The sequence below is a fragment of the Pseudomonas sp. ASL3 genome (assembly GCF_056680425.1).
On the sequence record NZ_CM155281.1, the window covers coordinates 3797513 to 3819170 of the forward strand.

Consider the following 21658-nt stretch of genomic DNA (forward strand, 5'->3'; position numbering starts at 1 on the left):
CAGCTTCCGTCAAGACAATGGCCGCGCATTCTACATCGGTTCGGCAACATCGGTTCGGCTTGGCTTGCGACTCGCGGGCGTTCTCGTTATAAGTCTCGACACTTTTAGTGACAAGCTGTTGTATGCCAACCATGAGCCAAATCGAATTGCAAGACCAGGATCCTGTTTTCCAGCTAAAGGGCAGCATGCTCGCCATCACTGTCCTTGAGCTGGCCCGAAACAACCTCGAAAGCCTCGATCGCCAGTTGGCGGCGAAGGTTGCCCTGGCGCCTAACTTCTTCAGCAACACCCCACTGGTGCTGGCCCTGGACAAATTGCCCGCCGGCGAAGGCGCGGTCGATCTGCCCGGCCTGATGCGCGTGTGCCGTCAACACGGCCTGCGCACCCTGGCGATTCGCGCCAACCGCATCGAAGATATCGCTGCGGCCATTGCCATCGATCTGCCAGTCCTGCCGCCTTCGGGGGCGCGGGAACGTCCGCTGGAGCCCGCGGAAGGTGACGCCGTCAAGAAAAAGCCGGAAAAGCCGCCTGAACCGACGATCAAACCGACCAAAATCATCACCTCACCGGTGCGCGGCGGTCAGCAGATTTACGCCCAGGGCTGCGATCTGGTGGTCATCGCCCCGGTCAGTCCCGGCGCGGAACTTCTGGCCGATGGCAACATCCATGTGTATGGCCCTATGCGCGGAAGAGCGCTGGCCGGGATCAAAGGCGACACCAAGGCACGGATTTTTTGCCAGCAGTTGGGCGCCGAACTGGTCTCGATTGCCGGGCAATACAAAGTTTCCGAAGATCTGCGCCGAGATCCACTGTGGGGGGCCGGAGTACAGGTCAGTCTGTCCGGTGACGTGTTGAACATCATTCGTCTTTAACGGATACTGCCGCTTTTTTAAAGCATCTCTGATTCGTCGCGAAAACGTAGCAAAAGAAGTAGGAAATCGGGAAAAACCAGGGTTTTCCGCCGGTTAAGCCTGATTCAGGGGTTCACGATTTCCAGCATTGCTCGACTGTTGCCGTTTCACGGGATGCTCTTCAGGGACTAACTGTCCTTTTCCTCTAGGGGTGAAACACCTTGGCCAAGATTCTCGTGGTTACATCCGGCAAGGGTGGTGTGGGTAAGACCACCACCAGCGCCGCTATCGGTACCGGTCTCGCTCTGCGCGGCCACAAAACAGTGATTGTCGACTTCGACGTTGGCTTGCGTAATCTCGATTTGATCATGGGCTGCGAACGCCGCGTGGTGTACGACTTCGTCAACGTGGTAAACGGCGAAGCGACCCTCACTCAGGCGCTGATCAAAGACAAACGCCTGGAAAATCTTTACGTACTGGCGGCAAGCCAGACTCGCGATAAAGACGCCCTGACTCAGGACGGCGTTGAAAAAATCCTCATGGAATTGAAAGAGACCTTCGAATACGTGGTCTGCGATTCCCCTGCGGGCATCGAGAAAGGCGCGCACCTGGCGATGTATTTCGCCGACGAAGCGATCGTCGTGACCAACCCGGAAGTGTCTTCGGTACGTGACTCGGACCGCATGCTCGGGCTGTTGGCGAGCAAATCCCGCCGCGCCGAGAGAGGCGAAGAGCCGATCAGGGAACACCTGTTGCTGACCCGCTACAACCCGGAGCGCGTCACCAAGGGTGAAATGCTTGGCGTCGAAGACGTCGAAGAAATCCTCGCTATCCGCCTGCTGGGCGTGATTCCCGAGTCGCAAGCGGTATTGAAAGCCTCTAACCAGGGTATCCCGGTCATCCTTGACGACCAGAGCGACGCCGGTCAGGCATACAGCGATGCCGTGGACCGCTTGCTGGGCAAGGAAGTGACTCATCGTTTCATCGATGTACAGAAAAAGGGATGGTTTCAGCGAGTCTTTGGAGGTCGTGAATGAATATTTTTGACTTCTTTCGTGACCGCAAGAAGGAAAGTACAGCTTCGGTAGCGAAAGAGCGTCTACAGATCATCGTGGCGCATGAACGCGGCCAGCGCAGCACCCCGGATTACCTGCCTGCCCTGCAAAAAGAGCTGGTGGAAGTCATCCGTAAATACGTAAACATCGAGTCCGACCAAGTGCAGGTCGCTCTGGAAAGCCAGGGCAGCTGCTCGATCCTGGAACTCAATATCACCCTGCCAGATCGTTGATCCCGCAGGTGCCCACGGCGGCATTTCGGCCCTTCTGAACTGAAGGGTCCGAAATGCCGCCGTGGGCGTTTCTAGCGTTTCGAGGCCCGTTGCACATGCCGTTGTCGAACATCCGCATCATTCATCAGGACGCTGGCGTTCTGGTGGTCGATAAGCCGACCCTGCTGCTTTCCGTTCCCGGCCGTGCCGAGGACAACAAGGATTGCCTGATTACCCGCCTGCAGGAAAACGGTTACCCCGAAGCCCGCATCGTCCACCGTCTGGATTGGGAAACGTCGGGAATCATCTTGCTGGCCCGCGACGCCGACACCCATCGCGAACTGTCGCGGCAGTTTCATGACCGTGAAACCGAAAAAGCCTACACCGCCCTGTGCTGGGGCCAACCGGAACTGGACAGCGGCAGCATCGATTTGCCGCTGCGCTACGACCCGCCTACCAAACCCCGGCATGTGGTCGATCACGAATTCGGCAAGAACGCGCTGACCTTCTGGAAAGTACTGGAACGCTGTGGCGATTATTGTCGCGTCGAACTGACACCGATTACCGGTCGCTCGCACCAGTTGCGCGTGCACATGCTGTCTATCGGCCATCCACTGCTGGGCGACGGGCTGTATGCACATCCGCAAGCGTTGGCCGCCTACCCGCGCCTGTGCCTGCACGCCAGCATGCTGAGCTTCACCCATCCGCAAAGCGGCGAACGCCTGCGCTTCGAGTGCCCGGCGCCGTTTTGATTATGCGTATCCGGGGCAGACGCAAATCCCCTGTAGGAGCGCGCTTGCCCGCGATCGCTTCGGAGTCGCGCTCGACCGAAGCAGTCGCAGAATGCCCAAGCGCGGTTTTCCTGGAGAAAATGGGATACCGGTCTGCGAGTGCTTCGCCCTCGATCGCGGGCAAGCGCGCTCCTACAGGAATGCAGCGCCTATCACTGCGGAACAATCAACAAATCGGCGCCTGCCACAAGATACGGTAAACTTGCGCCCTTGCTGTCTGGAGTAACTTATGCGCGAAGAGTTGAACCAAGGTCTGATCGATTTTCTCAAGGCCTCTCCCACCCCCTTTCATGCCACCGCCAGCCTTGTCCAACGCCTGGAAGCGGCCGGTTATCAGCGTCTGAATGAACGCGAAACATGGGCCACCGAGACCGGTGGTCGCTACTACGTCACTCGCAACGATTCATCCATCGTCGCCTTCAAGCTGGGCCGTCATTCGCCCCTGATCGGCGGCATCCGCCTGGTCGGTGCTCACACCGACAGCCCGTGTCTGCGGGTCAAGCCGCAACCCGAACTGCAACGTCAGGGTTTCTGGCAGTTGGGTGTCGAAGTCTACGGCGGCGCCCTGCTCGCCCCCTGGTTCGACCGCGATCTGTCGTTGGCCGGCCGCGTTACCTTCCGCCGTGACGGCAAGGTCGAAAGCCAACTGATCGATTTCAAACTGCCCATCGCCGTGATCCCGAATCTGGCAATTCACCTCAACCGGACCGCCAACGAAGGCTGGGCGATCAACGCCCAGACCGAATTGCCGCCGATTCTGGCGCAGGTGGCGGGTGACGAGCGTGTGGATTTCCGCGCCTTGCTGACCGATCAACTGGCCCGCGAGCATGGCCTGAATGCTGACGTGGTGCTCGATTTCGAGCTGAGCTTCTACGATACCCAAAGCGCGGCGGTCGTCGGCCTGCACGGTGATTTCATCGCCGGCGCGCGCCTGGACAATCTGCTGTCGTGCTTCGCGGGTCTGCAAGCCTTGCTCACTGCCGAAACCGACGAAACCTGTCTGCTGATCTGCACCGATCACGAAGAGGTCGGCTCTTCCTCCACCTGTGGCGCTGACGGCCCGATGCTGGAGCAGATTCTTCAACGCCTGCTGCCTGAAGGTGATGAGTATGTGCGCACCATTCAAAAGTCGCTGCTGGTCTCGGCCGACAATGCCCACGGCATCCATCCGAACTACGCCGACAAGCACGACGCCAACCATGGCCCAAAACTCAACGCCGGCCCGGTGATCAAGGTCAACAGCAACCAGCGTTACGCGACCAGCAGTGAAACCGCCGGTTTCTTCCGTCATCTGTGCATGGCCCAGGAAGTCCCGGTGCAGAGCTTCGTGGTACGCAGCGATATGGCCTGTGGCTCGACCATCGGCCCGATCACGGCCAGCCATCTGGGCGTGCGCACCGTCGATATCGGTCTGCCAACCTTCGCCATGCACTCGATCCGCGAACTGGCGGGCAGCCAGGATCTGGCGCATTTGGTGAAAGTGCTCAGCGCGTTCTACGCCAGCCACGATCTGCCTTGATGCTCTCGCACTGATCATGCCCACATTCCGCGTGTGGCATGATCATCAGCGGAACGATCTGTGAAAACCGACCTAAACTGAATCTATCGAATCAGAAAGGTGTAGCGCTCATGGATCCGGTCCATTCGATGCTGATACCAATCCTCGTCGGTATGCTGTTGCTGTGTGTCGGCTTCACTTATCAAGAGCGAGCGGTGGGTGTGTTTCTGCTCTGGCTGGGCATGCTCTGCATCCTCGGTACGGTGGGTTATAAAATCCTCGAAAAATTGGCGTAAGCCGCCCAGCGTCTGGCGTGCAGCCCCACGTCGACGATAAAAATGCGCTCGCCAAGCCTCGGTCCCGCTCGTACACTCGCCAGTCATTGCCTGATCAGGCGTGTTGATGCCGACTTGAGGTTTATGCCTGGTGCCTGTTTTTTTCCGTCTGTTCGTCCTGCCGCGCCTGTTTCTGATCTGTCTGCTGGCCCTGCTGCCAGTTGCCGCGGCTCAAGCGGTGAGCCTGCCGGGTTTGTTGAGCGGCTCGCAAAAAAACCAGCCGCAAGCGCAGGAACCCCTGGGGCAATCGCTGGATGACGTGATCAAGACGCTGGAGAACGATCAACAGCGCACCAAGCTGCTCGACGACCTGAAAAAACTCCGCGATACCACCAAAAAAGCCCAACCCGCCGCCGAAGAAGGCGTACTCGGGTTGATCGGCAGCACCCTGTCCAGTTTCGAGAAGCAGTTCGCCGGCGATGACAGCCCGCTCCAACGCTGGTCCGAGGAACTGGACCTGGCGCAAGAAGAACTGCTATCGCAGATGCTGCCCGCCAATCAATGGCTGCCGGTCCTCCTTGGTTTCGCTCTGGTGATGCTGATCTGGAGCCTGCTGGCGGCCGCCCTGATCTGGCTCAGCCATCGGGTACGCGTACGCTTTGGCCTGCCTGAAGACCTGCCGCAACACCCACGCACCTGGGACATGCTGCGTTTTGCCCTGCGTAAATTGGGGCCGTGGCTGGTGGCACTGGTCATCACCGTGTACCTGAGCTATTCCCTGCCCTCTTCGCTGGGCAAGGATCTGGCGATGGTGCTGGCTTATGCCCTGGTGGTTGGCACGTTGTTCTCGGCGATTTGCGTGATTGCCTTTTCTGTCCTCGATGGCCCTCACCGCCACCGCGCCCTGTATATCCTGCGCCATCAGGCGTTTCGGCCGCTGTGGCTGATCGGCAGTTTTGCCGCCTTTGGCGAGGGGCTGAACGACCCGCGCCTGATCGCCAGCCTCGGCGAGCATCTGGCGCACACCGCCGCGACCCTGGCCAACGTGCTGGCTGCGTTGTCCACCGGGCTGTTCATCCTGCGATTCCGGCGGCCCATCGCCCACTTGATCCGCAACCAGCCACTTTCGCGCCGCCTGACCCGCCGCGCCTTGAGCGACACCATCGATATTCTCGGTTCGTTCTGGTTTGTGCCGGCATTGATGCTGGTGGCGGTCTCATTGTTCGCCACATTCTTCTCCGCCGGCGATACCAGTACCGCCCTGCGTCAGGCCTTGATCTGTACGGTGTTGCTGGTGCTGTGCATGGTCATCAACGGTCTGGTGCGCCGCCATGCGCTAAAACCGCACCACGGGCACAAACGCCATGCGCTGTATTCGGATCGGCTGAAGAACTTCTTCTATACCCTGGCGCACCTACTGGTCTGGTTGCTGTTCATCGAACTGGGCCTGCGCGCCTGGGGCATGTCGCTGATTCGCTTCGCCGAGGGTGAGGGCCACGAAATCATCGTCAAGCTGTTCAGTCTGAGCGCCACTCTGCTGTTCGCCTGGCTGATCTGGATTCTCAGTGACACCGCGGTCCATCACGCATTGACCCGTTCGCGCAAAGGACTGGCCAATGCCCGTGCGCAAACCATGATGCCGTTGATTCGCAACGTGCTGTTCGTGGCGATTTTCATCATTGCCCTGATCGTTGCGCTGGCGAACATGGGCATGAACGTGACCCCGCTGCTGGCCGGTGCTGGCGTGATCGGTCTGGCCATTGGTTTCGGCGCACAGTCGTTGGTGGCGGACTTGATCACCGGCCTGTTCATCATCATCGAAGACTCGTTGGCCATCGACGATTACGTGGACGTCGGCGGACATTTGGGTACGGTCGAAGGTTTGACCATCCGCACTGTGCGCCTGAGGGACATCGACGGCATCGTCCACACCATTCCGTTCAGTGAAATCAAAAGCATCAACAACTACTCGCGGGAATTCGGTTACGCGATTTTCCGCATCGCGATTCCGTTCAACATGAACATCGATGAAGCGATCAAGATGGTCCGTGAAGTCGGGCAGAAAATGCGTGCCGACCCCTTACAGCGGCGCAATATCTGGTCGCCGCTGGAGATTCAGGGTGTCGAAAGTTTCGAGTCCGGCAGCGCCGTGCTGCGGGCCCGCTTCAAGACCGCGCCGATCAAACAATGGGAAGTCTCCCGCGCCTTCAACCTGTCGCTCAAACGCCACCTGGATGAAGCCGGCCTCGATTTGGCGACGCCGCGCTTGAGTGTTCAGGTCAATACCGGTGCCGGTGGCGTGAGTGGGGTTGAGGCGGAGAAAGATCAGCAGGTGGGTTGATCGCGAGGGGACTGATTTATTTTTCGCGCTCTTTGAAAAATCAATCTGTCCCCGGCCTCGGGACAGATTGATTTTCGATGAAGCGCTGAAAATAAATCAGTCCCCTACCCCGTCACCACCGCACTCACATGAATCGCATCATGCCGCCAATACTCAAGGTCGCAGTCGATCAAACGGCCCTGCTGATCGTAGTTGACCCGGGCAATGCGCAGGCCGGGACTGCCCACCGATACCTTCAACGCCGCTGCCGCATCTACCTGCAACGCCGTCGGCACCATCTCGAAACGCACCTGGCCATACCGTAGACCGTAGTGGCTGGCGTATAGCTCGGTCAGCGATTGATTGAGATCGAAGTCGAGTATCCGCGGAAAGTAATCCGGATTCAGGTAGTGCTCCACGTACAGCACCAGCCTTTGATCAATGCGCCGCGCGCGACAGATCTGGATCACGCTGGATAACGCCGGCAACTGCAACCAGGCACATATGGCGGCGGACGCCGGTTGCAGTCGCGCTGAAATCACCTCCGTCGACGGCACTCGTCCCTGAGCACTGACCATGGCGTGAAAATGGCTGCGACGCATCAAGTCGTAGGCCAGACGCGGCGGCGAGATAAACCAGCCACGTCGCTCCTCGCGATAAACCAGCCCCTGGGCTTCCAACTGCAATAACGCTTCGCGCACGGTGATCCGCGTGGTGCCGAACAACTCGCTGAGTTTGCGCTCGGCGGGCAGTTTGCTGCTGGGCGGCAACAAGCCGTGCTCGATCTGTTCCTGCAAGGCCAGACCGATGGCTGTCACCGCCTTTGGTGCATCTTCGCGCATCAACGTTACCTATCTGGACTAGTCCAATGCTGTTTATGGGCAGGACCGAGCTTGAATACCGCTCCTGTAAGTATCTGTCAGCCTAGGCAACGCACATGACTGATAGATGACAAAGCTGCTGAACGACGTTCTGAAGCGATCGTTTAAAAAAATTAAAACTATAAATATCAATTCATTAGCTATGGTCTACGCTTATCTCGCAATGCCCTACATTAGCTGACGAATACCCTTGCAGGAGTGATGCCGACATCAAAGTGTCATCCGGCAAGCTTAAATTGGCTCAGGTATTGCTGACCTAGACCAACCCAACCGCACTAACGTCGATAAAAACGCAGCGTTGAAAACGCCCAAAGGAGCTTCGGATGAAACATCTTTTCCTGGCATCACTGTTAGGTTCGACCATCGCCTTGTGCACCGCAGCCATGGCCGCTGATACCGATTTGAGTACCCTGGAAGCCGCTGCCAAGGCGGAAGGCGCGGTCAATAGCGTCGGCATGCCCGATGACTGGGCCAACTGGAAAGGCACTTGGGAAGATCTGTCCACCAAGTACGGCCTCAAGCACATCGACACCGACATGAGCTCGGCTCAGGAAGTCGCAAAATTCGCTGCGGAAAAAGACAACGCCAGCGCCGATATCGGCGATGTTGGTGCAGCCTTCGGTCCTATCGCTGTAAAACAGGGCGTGACCCAGCCTTACAAGCCGACCACCTGGGCTCAAGTCCCGGATTGGGCGAAAGATAAAGACGGTAACTGGGCACTCGCCTACACCGGCACTATCGCGTTCATCATCAACAAGAAGCTGCTCCATGGTTCCGACGCACCAAAAAGCTGGGCTGACCTGGAGAAAGGCAAATACAAAGTCTCCATCGGTGACGTGAGCACTGCTGCCCAGGCCGCCAACGGCGTACTGGCTGCCGCCATTTCCAAAGGTGGCGATGAAAAGAACATTGAACCGGCACTGAAAATGTTCGCCGAGATTGCCAAGCAAGGTCGCCTGTCGCTGTCCAACACGACTATCGCTACGATGGAAAAAGGCGAAATCGAAGTCGGTGTGGTTTGGGACTTCAACGGTCTGAGCTACCGCGACAAGATGGTCAACAAGGACGACTATGAAGTGCTGATCCCATCCGATGGCTCGGTGATTTCCGGCTACACCACCATCATCAACAAATACGCCAAGCACCCGAACGCTGCCAAACTGGCTCGTGAATACATCTTCAGCGATGCAGGCCAGACCAATCTGGCTCGTGGCAATGCCCGTCCGATTCGCGCCGATCACCTCACGCTGCCGCCTGATGTACAAGCCAAGCTGATACCCAATGAGCAGTACAAACACGTGAAGCCAATCAAAGACGCAGATGCCTGGGAAAAGACCTCCAAGGGCCTGCCGCAAAAATGGAACGAGCAAGTCATTATCGAAATGAAATAAGTCAGCTGTTCGCAGCGGGACGCGTAGTTGCAAGCCTGCTCCCACAATGGATCAACTACTCCTGTGGGAGCAGGCTTGCCTGCGAATGACCTACACCTATACACCCGCGAACCCGGAGCCTTTCCCTCATGAAGCACAACGTCATCCTGGTCGTGCTCGATGGCCTGAGTTATCAGGTCGCCCGGCATGCCATGGGGCACCTTCAGGCCTACGCAGGCGCAGGACGCGCAGCCCTGTACAAACTGGAATGTGAGCTGCCCGCTCTGTCCAGGCCGCTCTACGAATGCATCCTCACCGGCGTGACGCCGATTGACAGCGGCATCGTGCACAACAACGTCTCGCGCCTGTCGAATCAGCGCAGCGTGTTCCACTACGCCACCGAAGCTGGACTCAGCACCGCCGCCGCGGCGTATCACTGGGTCAGCGAACTGTATAACCGCTCGCCGTTCCTGGCGGCCCGCGACCGTCACACCGACGATACGCAGCTGCCGATCCAGCACGGGCACTTCTACTACGCCGATCACTATCCGGATTCGCACCTGTTCGCCGACGCCGAAAGCCTGCGCCTGCGCCATGCGCCGAACTTCCTGCTGGTACACCCCATGAACATCGACGACGCCGGGCACAAGCACGGCCTCGATACAGCGCAATACCGCAACAGCGCGCGCTCTGCCGACATCATCCTCGCCGACTACCTGCAAGGCTGGCTCGACGCCGGCTATCAGGTACTGGTGACCGCCGACCATGGCATGAACAACGACCGCTCGCACAATGGCCTGCTCCCGGAAGAACGCGAAGTACCGCTGTTCGTTCTCGGCGACGCCTTCAGTTTCGATAACAACGCCCAACCGAAACAGACCGATCTATGCGGCACGGTCTGCGAATTGCTCGGTGTCCCTCACGACAAACCTGTATGCCGGGAGCTGTTGAAGTGAACTCAGTCCGAGGCAAATGGCTGGCGGCACTCTGCCTGGTGCCCTTCGTCGTGTTTTTCATCGTGTTCCAGATTGCCCCGCTGGCCTGGGTGCTGATCAATAGCCTGCAATCGGAAGAAAACGGCTGGGGCCTGGTCAATTTCACAGACATATTCAGCTCCCGGTTCTACATGCAGGCGATCCAGCACAGCCTGGAGATCAGCTTCTGGTCCAGCGTGTTCGGGATCATCATTGCCGTGCTCGGCAGCTACTCCCTGCGCCGGGTCGACTCGCGACTGCGCGATTTCGTCAACGCCTTCGCCAATATGACCAGCAACTTCGCCGGTGTGCCGCTGGCCTTTGCTTTCATCATCCTGCTGGGATTCAACGGCACGATCACTATCATGCTCAAGCAGGCCGGGGTCATTCAGGACTTCAACCTGTATTCCGAAACCGGGCTGATCATTCTCTACACCTACTTTCAGATTCCGCTGGGCGTGCTGCTGCTCTACCCGGCTTTCGACGCCCTGCGCGAAGACTGGCGTGAGTCCGCGTCTCTGCTCGGGGCCAGCGGCTGGCAATTCTGGCGGCATATCGGCATCCCGGTTTTGACCCCGGCGCTGATCGGCACCTTCGTGATCTTGCTGGCCAACGCCCTCGGCGCCTACGCCACCGTATACGCCCTGACCACCGGCAACTTCAACGTGCTGCCGATCCGTATTGCCGCCATGGTCTCGGGCGACATCAGCCTCAATCCGAACATGGCCAGCGCCTTGGCGGTGGTGCTGGTGGGTCTGATGACCCTGGTCACCATCATCCACCAGTGGCTGTTGAAGAGGAGCTACCATGTCTCGCGCTAAACGCGGCCCCGCCGTCCTCTATCACCGCGCCGTGGTGTACTTGCTGTTCATCATTCTGCTGCTGCCGCTGGCCGGGACGCTGATCTATTCCCTGGCCAGCAGTTGGTCGGCAACCGTTCTGCCCAGCGGCTTTACGTTTAAATGGTATGAGCAACTGTGGAGCGATCCGCGTTTTCTGCATGCTTTTGGTCAATCGCTGCTGGTGTGTGTCGGCTCGCTGATCCTCTCGGTTGTACTGATCCTGCCGCTGCTGTTCGTGGTGCATTACCACTTTCCCAAGCTCGATGCGCTGATGAACATCCTGATCCTGCTGCCCTTCGCCGTGCCGCCGGTGGTGTCCTCTGTGGGCTTGTTGCAGCTCTACGGTTCCGGGCCTTTCGCGATGGTCGGCACCCCGTGGATTCTGATCGGCTGCTACTTCACCGTGGCCCTACCGTTCATGTACCGGGCGATTACCAACAACCTGCAAGCGATCAACCTGACCGACCTGATGGACGCCTCGCAGCTGCTCGGCGCCAGCACTTGGCAAGCCGCGTTTCTGGTGGTGCTGCCCAACCTGCGCAAAGGCCTGATGATCGCGTTGCTGCTGTCGTTCTCCTTCCTGTTCGGCGAATTCGTGTTCGCTAACATCCTGGTCGGTACACGCTACGAAACCCTGCAGGTCTACCTGAATAACATGCGCAACAGCAGCGGCCACTTCACCAGCGCCCTGGTGATTTCCTACTTCTTTTTCGTGCTGGTGCTGACCTGGGTTGCCAATTTACTGAACAAGGACAAAAGCCAATGAGCTTCGTCAGCGTCGAACACCTGCAAAAACACTACGCCAGCACCGCGGTTTTCAGCGACATCAACTGCGAAATCAAGAAAGGCGAGTTCGTGACGCTGCTCGGCCCGTCCGGTTGCGGCAAATCTACCTTGCTGCGCTGTATCGCGGGTCTGACTTCCGTCACCAGCGGCCGCATTCTGCTGGAGGGTCAGGACCTGGTACCGGTCTCCCCACAGAAGCGCGGGATCGGCATGGTGTTCCAGAGCTATGCGCTGTTTCCGAACATGACTGTCGAGCAGAACGTTGCGTTCGGCCTGCGCATGCAAAAGGTCAACAGCGACGACAGCCACAAGCGCGTCACCGACATCCTCAGACTGGTGGAGCTGACCGATTTCGCCGACCGCTACCCGCATCAGATGTCCGGCGGCCAGTGTCAGCGCGTGGCATTGGCCCGATCGCTGGTGACCCAGCCCCGCTTGCTGCTGCTCGATGAACCGTTGTCAGCATTGGATGCGCGGATTCGCAAACACCTGCGCGAACAGATCCGTCAGATCCAGCGAGAGCTGGGCCTGACGACGATTTTCGTGACCCACGATCAGGAAGAAGCGCTGACCATGTCCGACCGGATTTTCCTGATGAACCAGGGCCGGATCGTGCAAAGCGGCGATGCCGAAACCTTGTACACCGCACCGGTCGACGTGTTTGCCGCCGGTTTTATCGGCAACTACAACGTGCTGGATGCCGCCAGTGCCAGCCGCTTGCTGCAGCGGCCGATAAAAAGTCGCCTCGCGATCCGCCCGGAAGCCATCGAGCTGAGCCTGACCGGCGAGCTGGACGGCGAAGTGCGCAGCCACAGCCTGTTGGGCAACGTCATCCGTTACCGGATCGAAGCCCGAGGCGTGGAGTTGGTCGTCGACGTGCTCAACCGTTCGGCCGCCGACCTGCACCCCAACGGTCGGCGCGTCGCCCTGGCCATCGATCCCTCGGCGCTTTGTGAGGTAGCCTGACAGACCCCTTGTAGGAGCGGGCTTGCCCGCGATAAGGGCCGAAGGACCTTCTGCGTCTGACACACCCATCGCGGGCAAGCCCGCTCCTACATAGGTACAGCACCAAATTTTTAGAGGATGGGCTTCATGGCTTTAGCAATATTTGATCTGGACGAGACCTTGATCCACGGCGACTGCGCCAGTTTGTGGAGCGAACAAATGGTCAGACTCGGCTGGGCCGATCCTGAGTCGTTCATGCGCAAAAACGATGAATTGATGGCCGCCTATAGCGCCGGATTGCTGGCAATGGAGGACTACATGACCTTCAGCCTGGAGCCCATGGCCGGCCGCACCCCGGAAGAGGTCGAGCACTTGGTGGAACCCTGGGTCGAGGACGTGATCGAGCCGATCATCTTCAGCGAAGCCTGCACCGCTATCGCCGCCCATCGTGCGGCGGGCGACCGGATCCTGGTGATCTCGGCGTCAGGCACGCACCTGGTCAAACCCATCGCCGAACGGCTGGGTATCGACGAGATATTGGGCATCGAACTGGAGGTCAAACATGGCGTCTACAGCGGCGCCACGAGCGGCGTACTGACCTACCGCGAAGGCAAGGTCACACGCTTGCTGGAGTGGCTGCAAACCGAAGGCGAAACGCTGGACGGCGCGAGCTTCTATTCAGACTCACGCAACGATATGGCGCTGCTGCTCAAAGTCGAGTATCCCCATGTGGTCAACCCGGATCCGGCACTGCGCGAACACGCGGAAAAGGCTGGGTGGCCGATTCATCGCTGGAAGTAATCAGCCCCATTCGCAGGCAAGCCTGCGAATGGCTTCACGCGGTGTATCAGACCAAACTGCTATCCACCACCAGCACCACTTTCCCCGACACCTGATTGGTCGCCAGTTCGGCGAATGCCGCTTCGGCGTCTTTGATCGGGAACGTTTTTGCCAGTTGCGGCTTGAGGCGGCCTTCGGTGAACAATGGCCACACATGCTGGTTCAGATCGCTGAGCAGGTCCGCCTTGAACTGATCATCACGGCTACGCAAGGTCGAGCCCAGGATCTGCACACGCTTGGACAGCACTTGCGCCAGATCCAGTTGCGCTTCGCGGCCGCCCATCAGGCCAATGAGGACTAACCGGCCATCAAGGTTCAGCACTTTGACATTCAAGGCCGTGTAGTTGGCGCCGACCGGATCGAGGATGACGTCGAACGGCCCGAGGTCTTTCAGGCTTTCCAGGTTGTCGCTACGCACCACCCCGCCCTGGGCACCCAGCGCTTCGCAATACGCCAGACGCTCGGTCGAACCGACGCTCACCCAAACCGGGTTGCCGAACGCTTTGCAAAGCTGAATGCCAGCTGAACCAACTCCACTTGCCCCGGCGTGCAGCAGCACTTTTTCACCGGGCTTCAACGCCGCCAGCTGAAACAGGTTCAACCATGCCGTGGCGTACACCTCGGGGATGCCTGCCGCTTCGGGCAATGTCATACCTTCCGGGACCGGCAGCACATGCCGTCCATCGACTACCACTTCCTCAGCCATGCCGCCGCCGGCCAACAGCGCGCAGACTCGATCACCAACCTGCCAGGACGAACCCGGACCGACTTCGCTGATCACCCCGGAACACTCCATACCGAGGGTTTTACTGGCTCCCGGAGGCGGTGGATACAACCCGGCCCGCTGCAATAAATCCGCGCGATTGAGGCCCGCCGCAGCGATGCGAATGCGAACTTGCCCTACATCACACGTCAAACCGGGTTGTTCGACCCATTCCACATGTCCGTCAACGCCTTGCAATGCCTTCACAGTGCCTCCATAGTGAGTCTGGACTGAGCCGGTGCTATCGACGCACGGGCTTTTTGCATTATGCGACCGGATCCGACGGAACCGGCGATCTAAAAGACGGCCTAATATGCGTTATCAATTGCCCCCGCGTCGAATCAGCATGAAGCATTTTTTCCCCAGCACCGCACTTGCCTTTTTTATCGGTCTCAGTGTCTTGCCGTTGTCCGCCACTATATTCGCAGCCAATAGCTGGGATAACCTTCAGCCTGATCGCGAAGAAGTCATTGCCAGCCTTAATGTTGTAGAGCTGCTCAAAAGGCACCACTACAGCAAGCCGCCGCTGGACGACAAACGCTCGGTCATCATCTACGAGAGTTATCTGAAGCTGCTCGATCCGTCGCGCAGCTATTTTCTGGCCAGTGATATCACTGAGTTCGATAAATGGCGCACGCAGTTCGACGACTTTCTTAAAAGTGGCGACCTGAACGCCGGGTTCACCATCTACAAGCGCTACCTGGACCGCGTCAAAGCGCGTCTGGACTTTACGCTGGCAGAGCTGGACAAAGGCGTCGACAAGCTCGATTTCACCACCAAGGAAACCTTGCTCATTGATCGCAAGGACTCCCCGTGGGCCAAGAACGATGCAGAACTGGACGATCTGTGGCGCAAACGCGTCAAGGATGAAGTCCTGCGGCTGAAGATTGCCGGCAAGGAACCCAAAGCGATTCAGGAGCTGCTGACCAAGCGCTACAAGAATCAGCTGTCGCGACTGGCTCAGACCCGTAGCGAAGACGTGTTCCAGGCTTACATCAATACCTTCGCCATGTCCTACGATCCGCACACCAACTATCTGTCACCGGATAGTGCGGAAAACTTCGATATCAACATGAGCCTGTCGCTGGAAGGCATCGGCGCTGTGTTGCAGAGCGATAACGACAACGTCAAGATCGTGCGCCTGGTTCCGGCCGGCCCCGCCGCCAAAACCAAGCAGGTCGCGCCGTCGGACAAGATCATCGGCGTCGCCCAGGGCGACAAAGAGATGGTCGACGTGATCGGCTGGCGTCTGGACGAAGTGGTCAAACTGATTCGCGGACCTAAAGGCTCGATCGTGCGCCTGGAAGTGATTCCGGCCACCAACGCGCCGAATGACCAGACCAGCAAAATCGTCGCGATCACCCGCGAAGCGGTCAAGCTCGAGGAACAGGCGGCGAAGAAGTCGATCCTCAACCTCAAGCAGGATGGCCACGACTACAAACTCGGCATCATCGAGATACCGGCGTTCTATCTGGACTTCAAGGCCTACCGTGCTGGCGATCCGGAATACAAGAGCACCACGCGTGACGTGAAGAAACTGCTGACCGAACTGCAAGCCGAAAAAGTCGATGGCGTGGTCATCGACTTGCGCAACAACGGCGGCGGCTCGTTGCAGGAAGCCACGGAACTGACCAGCCTGTTCATCGACAAAGGCCCTACCGTGCTGGTGCGCAACGCCGACGGCAAGGTCGATGTGCTTGAAGATGAAGCCACCGGCGCCTTCTACAAAGGCCCAATGGCACTGCTGGTCAACCGCCTGTCGGCCTCGGCTTCGGAGATTTTCGCCGGCGCCATGCAGGACTACCACCGCGCACTGATCATCGGCGGCCAGACCTTCGGTAAAGGCACCGTGCAGACCATTCAGCCGCTCAACCATGGCGAACTGAAACTGACTCTGGCCAAGTTCTACCGGGTTTCCGGCCAGAGCACCCAGCATCAGGGCGTGCTGCCGGACATCGCTTACCCGTCGATCATCGACACCAAGGAAATCGGCGAAAGCGCGTTGCCCGAGGCCATGTCGTACGACACCATCAAACCGGCGATCAAACCTGTGGTCGACCCGTTCAAACCGTTCCTGGCGCAACTCAAGACGCGGCATGACGCGCGCTCATCGAAAGATCCAGAGTTCGTCTTCATCGAGAACCGTCTGGATCTGGCGCAGAAGTTGATGGCGGAGAAAACTGTCAGCCTGAACGAAGCCGAACGTCGCGCTCAACACACCGACATCGAAGGCAAACAGCTGGCCCTGGAAAACACCCGCCGCAAGGCCAAAGGTGAAGAGCCGCTCAAAGAGCTGAAGAAAGAGGATGAAGACGCGCTGCCGGTGGAAGACGACAAGACCAAACCCGAGGATGACGCCTACCTGGCAGAAACCGGGCGCATCCTGATCGACTACCTGGGTTTGAATGCTGCTCTCGCAAAAAAGTAAAAAGGCAGAACCGGTGACGGAGAAACGATGGCCATTTAGTTCTATTTAGTAGCATTTGGTCATCAAATAGTCATCAATCTGTCGTGAAATAGAGGGGCTGAGCGCCATAACGCTCAGCCCCTTTTTCTTGCGCAGAGATCGCCATGACCGCCATTGAACAGCTGAGCGCACTGAGCTCGATCCTGGCTCACCGCGATTTGCACAGCTTGTTCCAGCCGATACTGTCGTTATCGGACCGTCGAATTCTCGGCTATGAAGCCTTGACCCGAGGCCCGTCCAACAGCCCGCTGCATTCGCCCATCAGCCTGTTCGCGGTCGCCCGTCAGGCGGGCCGACTCAGTGAACTGGAACTGGCGGCACGCGAATGTGCCTGCCGACGTTTCAGCGAACAGAAACTCGAAGGCAAGCTGTTCCTCAACGTCTCGCCTGAATCCCTGCTGGAAGTCACTCACCCGCCCGGCCGCACGCTGGAACTGCTACAGACCTACGGTATTGCCCCTAGCCAGGTGGTGATCGAGCTGACTGAGCAGACACCCACTGAAGACTTCGAACTGCTGTACAACGCGCTGCATCATTATCGGGACATGGGCTTTTCCATCGCGCTGGACGACTTGGGTGCAGGGTATTCCAGCCTGCGTTTGTGGTCGGAGCTGCGCCCGGACTATGTGAAGATCGATCGACATTTTATCGACGGCATTCATCAAGATGCGGTAAAGCGTGAGTTCGTCGGTTCCATGCTGCAAATGGCCAAGGCCTCCAAGGCGATCGTGATCGCCGAAGGTATCGAGTTGTCGGAAGAACTCGCGGTGTTGATCGACATGGGCGTGGATCTGGTTCAGGGCTACCTGCTCTGCCGCCCGCAAGAACATCCGCCGCGAGATGCCCGCGCGCTGCTGCCCAAGATCGACCCGACTGCCCCGACGTTGAACGAGGACGCTCCAGACCTCAGCGCATTGCTCAACGCACAGCCGGCGGTCAATCAGAGCACCCCCACCGCCGGCGTGCTTGAGTACTTCCGCAAGCAAGCCAACCTCAATTCCCTGGCGGTGCTGGACGAGCTATCGCAACCCTGCGGCATCGTGCATCGGCACTCGCTGTCCGAGGCCCTGCTAAAACCTTTCGCCACTGACCTGTTCGCCCGCAAACCGATCAGTCGCCTGATGAGCCATGATTTTCTTGCTGTGGAGCTGAACCAGTCGTTGCAGCAGGTCAGCCGCTTACTGACCAGCCGTGCCCGGCAGCGCATCGAAGAGGACTTCATCATCACCCTCAACGGCCGCTATCTGGGGCTGGGTCGGGTGATTGACGTGCTAAAACTGATCACTGAACTGAAAATCCAGCAGGCGCGCTATGCCAACCCGCTGACCCTGCTGCCAGGCAACGTGCCCATCCAGCAGTGCCTCACCCGGTTACTGCAACAAGGCCGCGAGTCGATGATTTGTTACGTGGATATCGACAGCTTCAAGCCGTTCAATGACATCTACGGTTACGGGCGCGGCGACGAGGTGCTGTTGTGTCTGGCGCAATGCCTGAACGACCGGATCGACCCGAGCCGCGACTTTGTCGGACATATCGGTGGTGATGACTTTTTGATGGTGCTCAGTTCCGAGGACTGGCGTAAACGCCTGAATCTTTTGCTCGAAGACTTTCAGAACCAGTGCCGGCGCTTCTACCGGGCCGAGCATCTGGAGTCCGGCTGCTTCACCGGCCTCAATCGCCAGGGCCAACACCAGGACTTCCCCCTACTGTCGCTGTCCATCGGCGTGGTTCATCTGCGCCCTGAAGCCTGTGCGCATCTGGATGCCAGCCAACTGGCGGAACTGGCGTCGCAAGCCAAGCACTACGCCAAGAAGATCGCCGGGGCCAGCGTGCATGTGATCGATACACAGGACTGTGAGGCCGGTGTGGAGAGCTAGAAACCGAGCTGTTTGGTCTGGGCTTCAAACGCTTTGGCGCGTTCCAGATCAGGCGGTAACCCAGGGCCGCCCTGTTGATACAACTGCACCAGCTTGATAGCCGCCAGTGGATGCCTGGCCTTGACCGCCAAAGCCCACCATTGGGCCGCATCAACGGCGTCAGGGCCCTTGCGCGTGTCGCCCGCCAGGCTCAACACGCCGAGCTGGTAAGCCGACTTGCCATCGCCACCCAAGGCCGCCAGACGCAACAAACGCAGGCCTTCCTCACGAGCCCCCAAACCCTGGCCGCGAAACGTCAGAATATGGCCATAGAAGCTCTGAGCACCCACATCACCCAGGTTGGCCATGCGCGAGAATTGGCCTTCGAGCCACTGCCAACCCCGAGGCTGCCGAACGAACCACGACCAATGGAACAACCGCCTAGCCAAAAGGTAGGTCAATCGTGCCCGCAAACGCCACAGAGTTGGACTCACGCGAGTTCCGGATAGCTGTATTCGAAGACCCGCACCACTTCAGAAGCATGCCATGACGCAGCGGCTACGCCGTCGGAAGGGCCGGAGAATCGTCCAAGCCGTTCGACACATTCAAAAAAGCCGGTACGCGGCAAACGACTCGCGCCCTGACTGATCACCAATGAGCTGCGCAACGGCTGCTCTGCGCGAGCGTCCAGTACTGCCAAGTGTTCAAGTGCGGCGGTCAGGGTCTGCATCGCAGGGCTGGGAAGTTGCAGGCGCTCGAGCAAAGCGCGGTAGGTCAATAGATGCCGTTGCCGACGAGCCTGGTCCAGCTCAGTCAGCAGCCCATCCCAGTGCTGGCGGCTGATGCGAACGCTCATGACTCACCTCGCCAACCGGCGACACCCAACTCCCAGGCCAGGCTTCGTCGAATCGCGGCATCAGGCAATCGCTCGCCGCTCTCGATCAAATCCAGGTACGAGGGACTGATCCCCACAGTGCGCGCCAACTGCGCGACTTCCAGGCCTTTGGCGGCGCGCAAGGCGCCCAGCTGATCGAAGCCGGGAAGCTCGGCAGACGCGGCGACAGACGGGTTCGATGTGGGCTGGGCGGGCTCATGGGCGATGCCAGCTGCCTTGAGCAGAGCCTGATACTGAGCCCATGGCAACACTGCGTACTCTGGCTCTCCATCACGTGAAATTATCTGAAGATCCATACATCCCCCTGTAGGACTACAACACTTTGCAAGTAGGCTTTTTCCTTGTGTTGATATCTTAACAGCGGATAGAGGAAGGTTGCGTGCTCTGATTCGACACGCTTTTACTCCGTCCCACAGACTGCTCACATAAATCCGCGCCGGATTCAGTCCTTGCGGTGCTCCAATTCGAGCAATGCCGGCGTATCGGGCAACCGCTCGACGACGGCCAGCTTCTCGGGCGTCTGTTTGGCTCGCCATTCACGGAAGGCATCCAGCTCACTTTCAAGGCTTTTCATGACCCAGCCCAGTACCACGATGTCATCGAGTATACCGATCACGGGAATCCAGTTCGGGATGATGCCTACGGGACTGAGAAAATACATTAGCCCAGCCACCACCGAAACCATCGCCTTGGGGCTTATGTCTCGGTACTCCCCACGCCAATAGGCCAGGCACAAGGCCTGCAGCAAGCGCAGATCATCCTTGAGTTTGCCCAAACGGTTGCCCTGCGCTGCGCCCTTGCGCGCGACAGCGAAGAGTAACGCCGGCAAACGCCCGCGGCTGATCACGCGTTGAGCCATGGGCAAAAATCGAATCAAATTCCAGGGTGTTCTCATGATCACTCCCATCGGAGGCTGGCAACAGCTAGCACTACTGTGCAGCACAAAAGGTTATCCACACAAGTTGTGGATAACCTTGTGAACAGAGCCATTTTTCAGGCCGGAGACGCCCGCTGTATAGGGCTTTGGATCAAATCGGGCGTTTTTTACTCAGATTAAAAATCCCATAAAATTCGTTGACTTGGGACCTGACTGAAGCTACCCCCACCGCTCCGCAGGGGTGACAATAAATCGTCCTACAATATGACCAATATCAACAGCCTTCTAACGATAATACAACTGCATTAAATATCACTCTTTCGCTGGCCAACGCCAGAAACAACAACGCCCCGTCGAAACGGGGCGTTGTGCTCAAACCAGTAGTGCTCGATTACTTGGTCTTGGTCTTGGCCGCTGGCGCTTCAGGAGCTTCTGCTGTAGTAGCGTCCTTGATGGCAAGCAGTTCAAGATCGAACACCAGCACCGAGTTGGCAGGGATGGTCGGGCTTGGGCTTTGCGCGCCGTAAGCCAGGTCGCTCGGGATGTACAGTTTGACTTTCTCGCCTACGTGCATCAGTTGCAGACCTTCAACCCAACCCGGGATCACGCCGCTGACTGGCAGATCGATCGGGCTGCCGCGTTCAACGGAGCTGTCGAAGACTTTGCCGTCAGTCAGTTTGCCTTCGTAGTGAACAGTCACCACGTCGGTCGGTTTTGGCTGAGGGCCGTCGGCTTTCTTGATGATTTCGTATTGCAGGCCGGAAGCAGTGGTGGTCACGTCTTTACGCTTGCCGTTTTCTTCGAGGAATTTCTTGCCGGCGGCTGCCGACTCTTCGCTCATCTTGGCCAGACGCTCTTCAGCGCGCTTTTGCAGGGCAGCAAAGGCTTCGACCAGCTCATCATCCTTGAGCTTCTGTTCTTTTTTGCCGACGGCATCTTCGATGCCCTGGGCTACGGCTTTGGAGTCCAGATCATCCATGCCTTCTTGAGCCAGGCTTTTGCCCATGTTCAGGCCAATGCCGTAGGAAGCTTTTTGCGCCGGAGTTTTCAGCTCTACGTTGGTATGCGAGTCACAACCCGCCAGTACCAGACCTACCAGGGCTACCGCCGCCGCCAACCGATGCTGTTTCATACTAATTCCTTGTTCATGCGCCAATAGG

General features: G+C 58.4%; 22 protein-coding genes. 15 read left to right on the forward strand and 7 right to left on the reverse strand.

Annotated features, from left to right (window positions below; genetic code table 11):
• The first annotated feature begins 131 nt into the window (after positions 1–131).
• The 7 genes from minC to AC1MEE_RS17625 all read left to right on the forward strand — a co-directional run bounded on the left by minC (position 132) and on the right by AC1MEE_RS17625 (position 7023).
• Positions 132–872 (forward strand): septum site-determining protein MinC, encoded by a 741-nt coding sequence (gene minC, locus AC1MEE_RS17595; RefSeq protein ID WP_480410871.1) that lies wholly within the window; start codon positions 132–134, stop codon positions 870–872.
• 200 nt (positions 873–1072) lie between these two features.
• Positions 1073–1888 carry a septum site-determining protein MinD gene (minD, locus tag AC1MEE_RS17600; protein ID WP_480410872.1) on the forward strand — a complete coding sequence of 272 codons (816 nt, stop codon included), beginning with the start codon at positions 1073–1075 and terminating at the stop codon, positions 1886–1888.
• Positions 1885–2139: a cell division topological specificity factor MinE gene (gene minE, locus AC1MEE_RS17605; protein WP_002552653.1), complete on the forward strand. Its 255-nt coding sequence runs from the start codon at positions 1885–1887 to the stop codon at positions 2137–2139. The genes minD and minE overlap by 4 nt, the downstream gene beginning before the upstream one ends.
• A 95-nt stretch (positions 2140–2234) precedes the next feature.
• Positions 2235–2870, forward strand: a complete 636-nt coding sequence (locus tag AC1MEE_RS17610; protein ID WP_480416261.1) for an RluA family pseudouridine synthase — start codon at positions 2235–2237, stop codon at positions 2868–2870.
• A 268-nt stretch (positions 2871–3138) separates the two neighbouring features.
• Positions 3139–4428: a M18 family aminopeptidase gene (locus AC1MEE_RS17615; protein WP_480410873.1), complete on the forward strand. Its 1290-nt coding sequence runs from the start codon at positions 3139–3141 to the stop codon at positions 4426–4428.
• Positions 4429–4538: 110 nt separating this feature from the next.
• Positions 4539–4703 carry a hypothetical protein gene (locus AC1MEE_RS17620; protein ID WP_480410874.1) on the forward strand — a complete coding sequence of 55 codons (165 nt, stop codon included), beginning with the start codon at positions 4539–4541 and terminating at the stop codon, positions 4701–4703.
• A 130-nt stretch (positions 4704–4833) separates the two neighbouring features.
• Positions 4834–7023, forward strand: a complete 2190-nt coding sequence (locus tag AC1MEE_RS17625; RefSeq protein WP_480410875.1) for a mechanosensitive ion channel domain-containing protein — start codon at positions 4834–4836, stop codon at positions 7021–7023.
• Positions 7024–7127: 104 nt separating this feature from the next.
• On the opposite strand, the gene AC1MEE_RS17630 is transcribed toward AC1MEE_RS17625, so the two are convergent.
• A complete protein-coding gene (locus AC1MEE_RS17630) occupies positions 7128–7844 on the reverse strand; it encodes a UTRA domain-containing protein (protein WP_480410876.1) in 717 nt (238 codons plus the stop codon).
• A gap of 362 nt (positions 7845–8206) precedes the next feature.
• On the opposite strand from AC1MEE_RS17630, the gene AC1MEE_RS17635 reads away from it, so the two are divergent.
• The 6 genes from AC1MEE_RS17635 to AC1MEE_RS17660 all read left to right on the forward strand — a co-directional run bounded on the left by AC1MEE_RS17635 (position 8207) and on the right by AC1MEE_RS17660 (position 13601).
• Positions 8207–9274 (forward strand): ABC transporter substrate-binding protein, encoded by a 1068-nt coding sequence (locus AC1MEE_RS17635; RefSeq protein WP_480410877.1) that lies wholly within the window; start codon positions 8207–8209, stop codon positions 9272–9274.
• Positions 9275–9402: 128 nt separating this feature from the next.
• The gene (locus AC1MEE_RS17640) at positions 9403–10209 is read left to right on the forward strand and encodes an alkaline phosphatase family protein (RefSeq protein WP_480410878.1); all 807 of its coding nucleotides are present in this window, start codon (positions 9403–9405) and stop codon (positions 10207–10209) included.
• Positions 10188–11048 carry an ABC transporter permease gene (locus AC1MEE_RS17645; RefSeq protein WP_480410879.1) on the forward strand — a complete coding sequence of 287 codons (861 nt, stop codon included), beginning with the start codon at positions 10188–10190 and terminating at the stop codon, positions 11046–11048. Before AC1MEE_RS17640 ends, AC1MEE_RS17645 begins: the two co-directional genes overlap by 22 nt.
• Positions 11035–11835, forward strand: a complete 801-nt coding sequence (locus tag AC1MEE_RS17650) for an ABC transporter permease (RefSeq protein ID WP_480410880.1) — start codon at positions 11035–11037, stop codon at positions 11833–11835. Before AC1MEE_RS17645 ends, AC1MEE_RS17650 begins: the two co-directional genes overlap by 14 nt.
• On the forward strand, positions 11832–12821 hold the full coding sequence (locus AC1MEE_RS17655) for an ABC transporter ATP-binding protein (RefSeq protein WP_480410881.1): 990 nt from the start codon (positions 11832–11834) through the stop codon (positions 12819–12821). The genes AC1MEE_RS17650 and AC1MEE_RS17655 overlap by 4 nt, the downstream gene beginning before the upstream one ends.
• Before the next feature lie 126 nt (positions 12822–12947).
• Positions 12948–13601 carry an HAD family hydrolase gene (locus AC1MEE_RS17660; protein ID WP_480410882.1) on the forward strand — a complete coding sequence of 218 codons (654 nt, stop codon included), beginning with the start codon at positions 12948–12950 and terminating at the stop codon, positions 13599–13601.
• Between the two features lie 46 nt (positions 13602–13647).
• Here the strand turns inward: AC1MEE_RS17660 and AC1MEE_RS17665 are convergent, their stop codons facing one another.
• Positions 13648–14610 (reverse strand): NAD(P)H-quinone oxidoreductase, encoded by a 963-nt coding sequence (locus AC1MEE_RS17665; RefSeq protein ID WP_480410883.1) that lies wholly within the window; start codon positions 14608–14610, stop codon positions 13648–13650.
• Between the two features lie 139 nt (positions 14611–14749).
• Here AC1MEE_RS17665 and AC1MEE_RS17670 point away from each other — a divergent pair, with 139 nt between their 5' ends.
• Positions 14750–16831 (forward strand): carboxy terminal-processing peptidase, encoded by a 2082-nt coding sequence (locus AC1MEE_RS17670; protein ID WP_480410884.1) that lies wholly within the window; start codon positions 14750–14752, stop codon positions 16829–16831.
• Positions 16832–16974: 143 nt separating this feature from the next.
• Positions 16975–18747 carry a bifunctional diguanylate cyclase/phosphodiesterase gene (locus AC1MEE_RS17675; protein ID WP_480410885.1) on the forward strand — a complete coding sequence of 591 codons (1773 nt, stop codon included), beginning with the start codon at positions 16975–16977 and terminating at the stop codon, positions 18745–18747.
• Here AC1MEE_RS17675 and AC1MEE_RS17680 read toward each other — a convergent pair.
• The 5 genes from AC1MEE_RS17680 to bamJ all read right to left on the reverse strand — a co-directional run bounded on the left by AC1MEE_RS17680 (position 18744) and on the right by bamJ (position 21630).
• Complete coding sequence (locus AC1MEE_RS17680) at positions 18744–19220, reverse strand: sel1 repeat family protein (protein ID WP_480410886.1); 477 nt, start codon at positions 19218–19220, stop codon at positions 18744–18746. The genes AC1MEE_RS17675 and AC1MEE_RS17680 overlap by 4 nt on opposite strands.
• Positions 19217–19582, reverse strand: coding sequence for a hypothetical protein (locus AC1MEE_RS17685; protein ID WP_480410887.1), 366 nt, complete (start codon positions 19580–19582; stop codon positions 19217–19219). The genes AC1MEE_RS17680 and AC1MEE_RS17685 overlap by 4 nt, the downstream gene beginning before the upstream one ends.
• Positions 19579–19917, reverse strand: coding sequence for a helix-turn-helix domain-containing protein (locus AC1MEE_RS17690; protein ID WP_480410888.1), 339 nt, complete (start codon positions 19915–19917; stop codon positions 19579–19581). The genes AC1MEE_RS17685 and AC1MEE_RS17690 overlap by 4 nt, the downstream gene beginning before the upstream one ends.
• Before the next feature lie 146 nt (positions 19918–20063).
• Entirely contained in the window at positions 20064–20516 is a 453-nt protein-coding gene (locus tag AC1MEE_RS17695) for a YkvA family protein (RefSeq protein ID WP_480410889.1), read from the reverse strand.
• Positions 20517–20889: 373 nt separating this feature from the next.
• Complete coding sequence (gene bamJ / locus AC1MEE_RS17700) at positions 20890–21630, reverse strand: BamJ family beta-barrel-assembly machinery protein (protein ID WP_480410890.1); 741 nt, start codon at positions 21628–21630, stop codon at positions 20890–20892.
• Positions 21631–21658 lie beyond the last annotated feature (28 nt).

Excerpts from the sequence above, each read along its gene's own strand:
- minC (WP_480410871.1), top strand. The coding sequence starts at position 132 with ATGAGCCAAATCGAATTGCAAGACCAGGATCCTGTTTTCCAGCTAAAG.
- minE (WP_002552653.1), top strand. The coding sequence starts at position 1,885 with ATGAATATTTTTGACTTCTTTCGTGACCGCAAGAAGGAAAGTACAGCT.
- AC1MEE_RS17610 (WP_480416261.1), top strand. The coding sequence starts at position 2,235 with ATGCCGTTGTCGAACATCCGCATCATTCATCAGGACGCTGGCGTTCTG.
- AC1MEE_RS17615 (WP_480410873.1), top strand. The coding sequence starts at position 3,139 with ATGCGCGAAGAGTTGAACCAAGGTCTGATCGATTTTCTCAAGGCCTCT.
- AC1MEE_RS17620 (WP_480410874.1), top strand. The coding sequence starts at position 4,539 with ATGGATCCGGTCCATTCGATGCTGATACCAATCCTCGTCGGTATGCTG.
- AC1MEE_RS17630 (WP_480410876.1), bottom strand. The coding sequence starts at position 7,844 with ATGCGCGAAGATGCACCAAAGGCGGTGACAGCCATCGGTCTGGCCTTG.
- AC1MEE_RS17635 (WP_480410877.1), top strand. The coding sequence starts at position 8,207 with ATGAAACATCTTTTCCTGGCATCACTGTTAGGTTCGACCATCGCCTTG.
- AC1MEE_RS17640 (WP_480410878.1), top strand. The coding sequence starts at position 9,403 with ATGAAGCACAACGTCATCCTGGTCGTGCTCGATGGCCTGAGTTATCAG.
- AC1MEE_RS17645 (WP_480410879.1), top strand. The coding sequence starts at position 10,188 with ATGCCGGGAGCTGTTGAAGTGAACTCAGTCCGAGGCAAATGGCTGGCG.
- AC1MEE_RS17650 (WP_480410880.1), top strand. The coding sequence starts at position 11,035 with ATGTCTCGCGCTAAACGCGGCCCCGCCGTCCTCTATCACCGCGCCGTG.
- AC1MEE_RS17655 (WP_480410881.1), top strand. The coding sequence starts at position 11,832 with ATGAGCTTCGTCAGCGTCGAACACCTGCAAAAACACTACGCCAGCACC.
- AC1MEE_RS17660 (WP_480410882.1), top strand. The coding sequence starts at position 12,948 with ATGGCTTTAGCAATATTTGATCTGGACGAGACCTTGATCCACGGCGAC.
- AC1MEE_RS17670 (WP_480410884.1), top strand. The coding sequence starts at position 14,750 with ATGAAGCATTTTTTCCCCAGCACCGCACTTGCCTTTTTTATCGGTCTC.
- AC1MEE_RS17675 (WP_480410885.1), top strand. The coding sequence starts at position 16,975 with ATGACCGCCATTGAACAGCTGAGCGCACTGAGCTCGATCCTGGCTCAC.
- AC1MEE_RS17685 (WP_480410887.1), bottom strand. The coding sequence starts at position 19,582 with ATGAGCGTTCGCATCAGCCGCCAGCACTGGGATGGGCTGCTGACTGAG.
- AC1MEE_RS17690 (WP_480410888.1), bottom strand. The coding sequence starts at position 19,917 with ATGGATCTTCAGATAATTTCACGTGATGGAGAGCCAGAGTACGCAGTG.
- AC1MEE_RS17695 (WP_480410889.1), bottom strand. The coding sequence starts at position 20,516 with ATGAGAACACCCTGGAATTTGATTCGATTTTTGCCCATGGCTCAACGC.
- bamJ (WP_480410890.1), bottom strand. The coding sequence starts at position 21,630 with ATGAAACAGCATCGGTTGGCGGCGGCGGTAGCCCTGGTAGGTCTGGTA.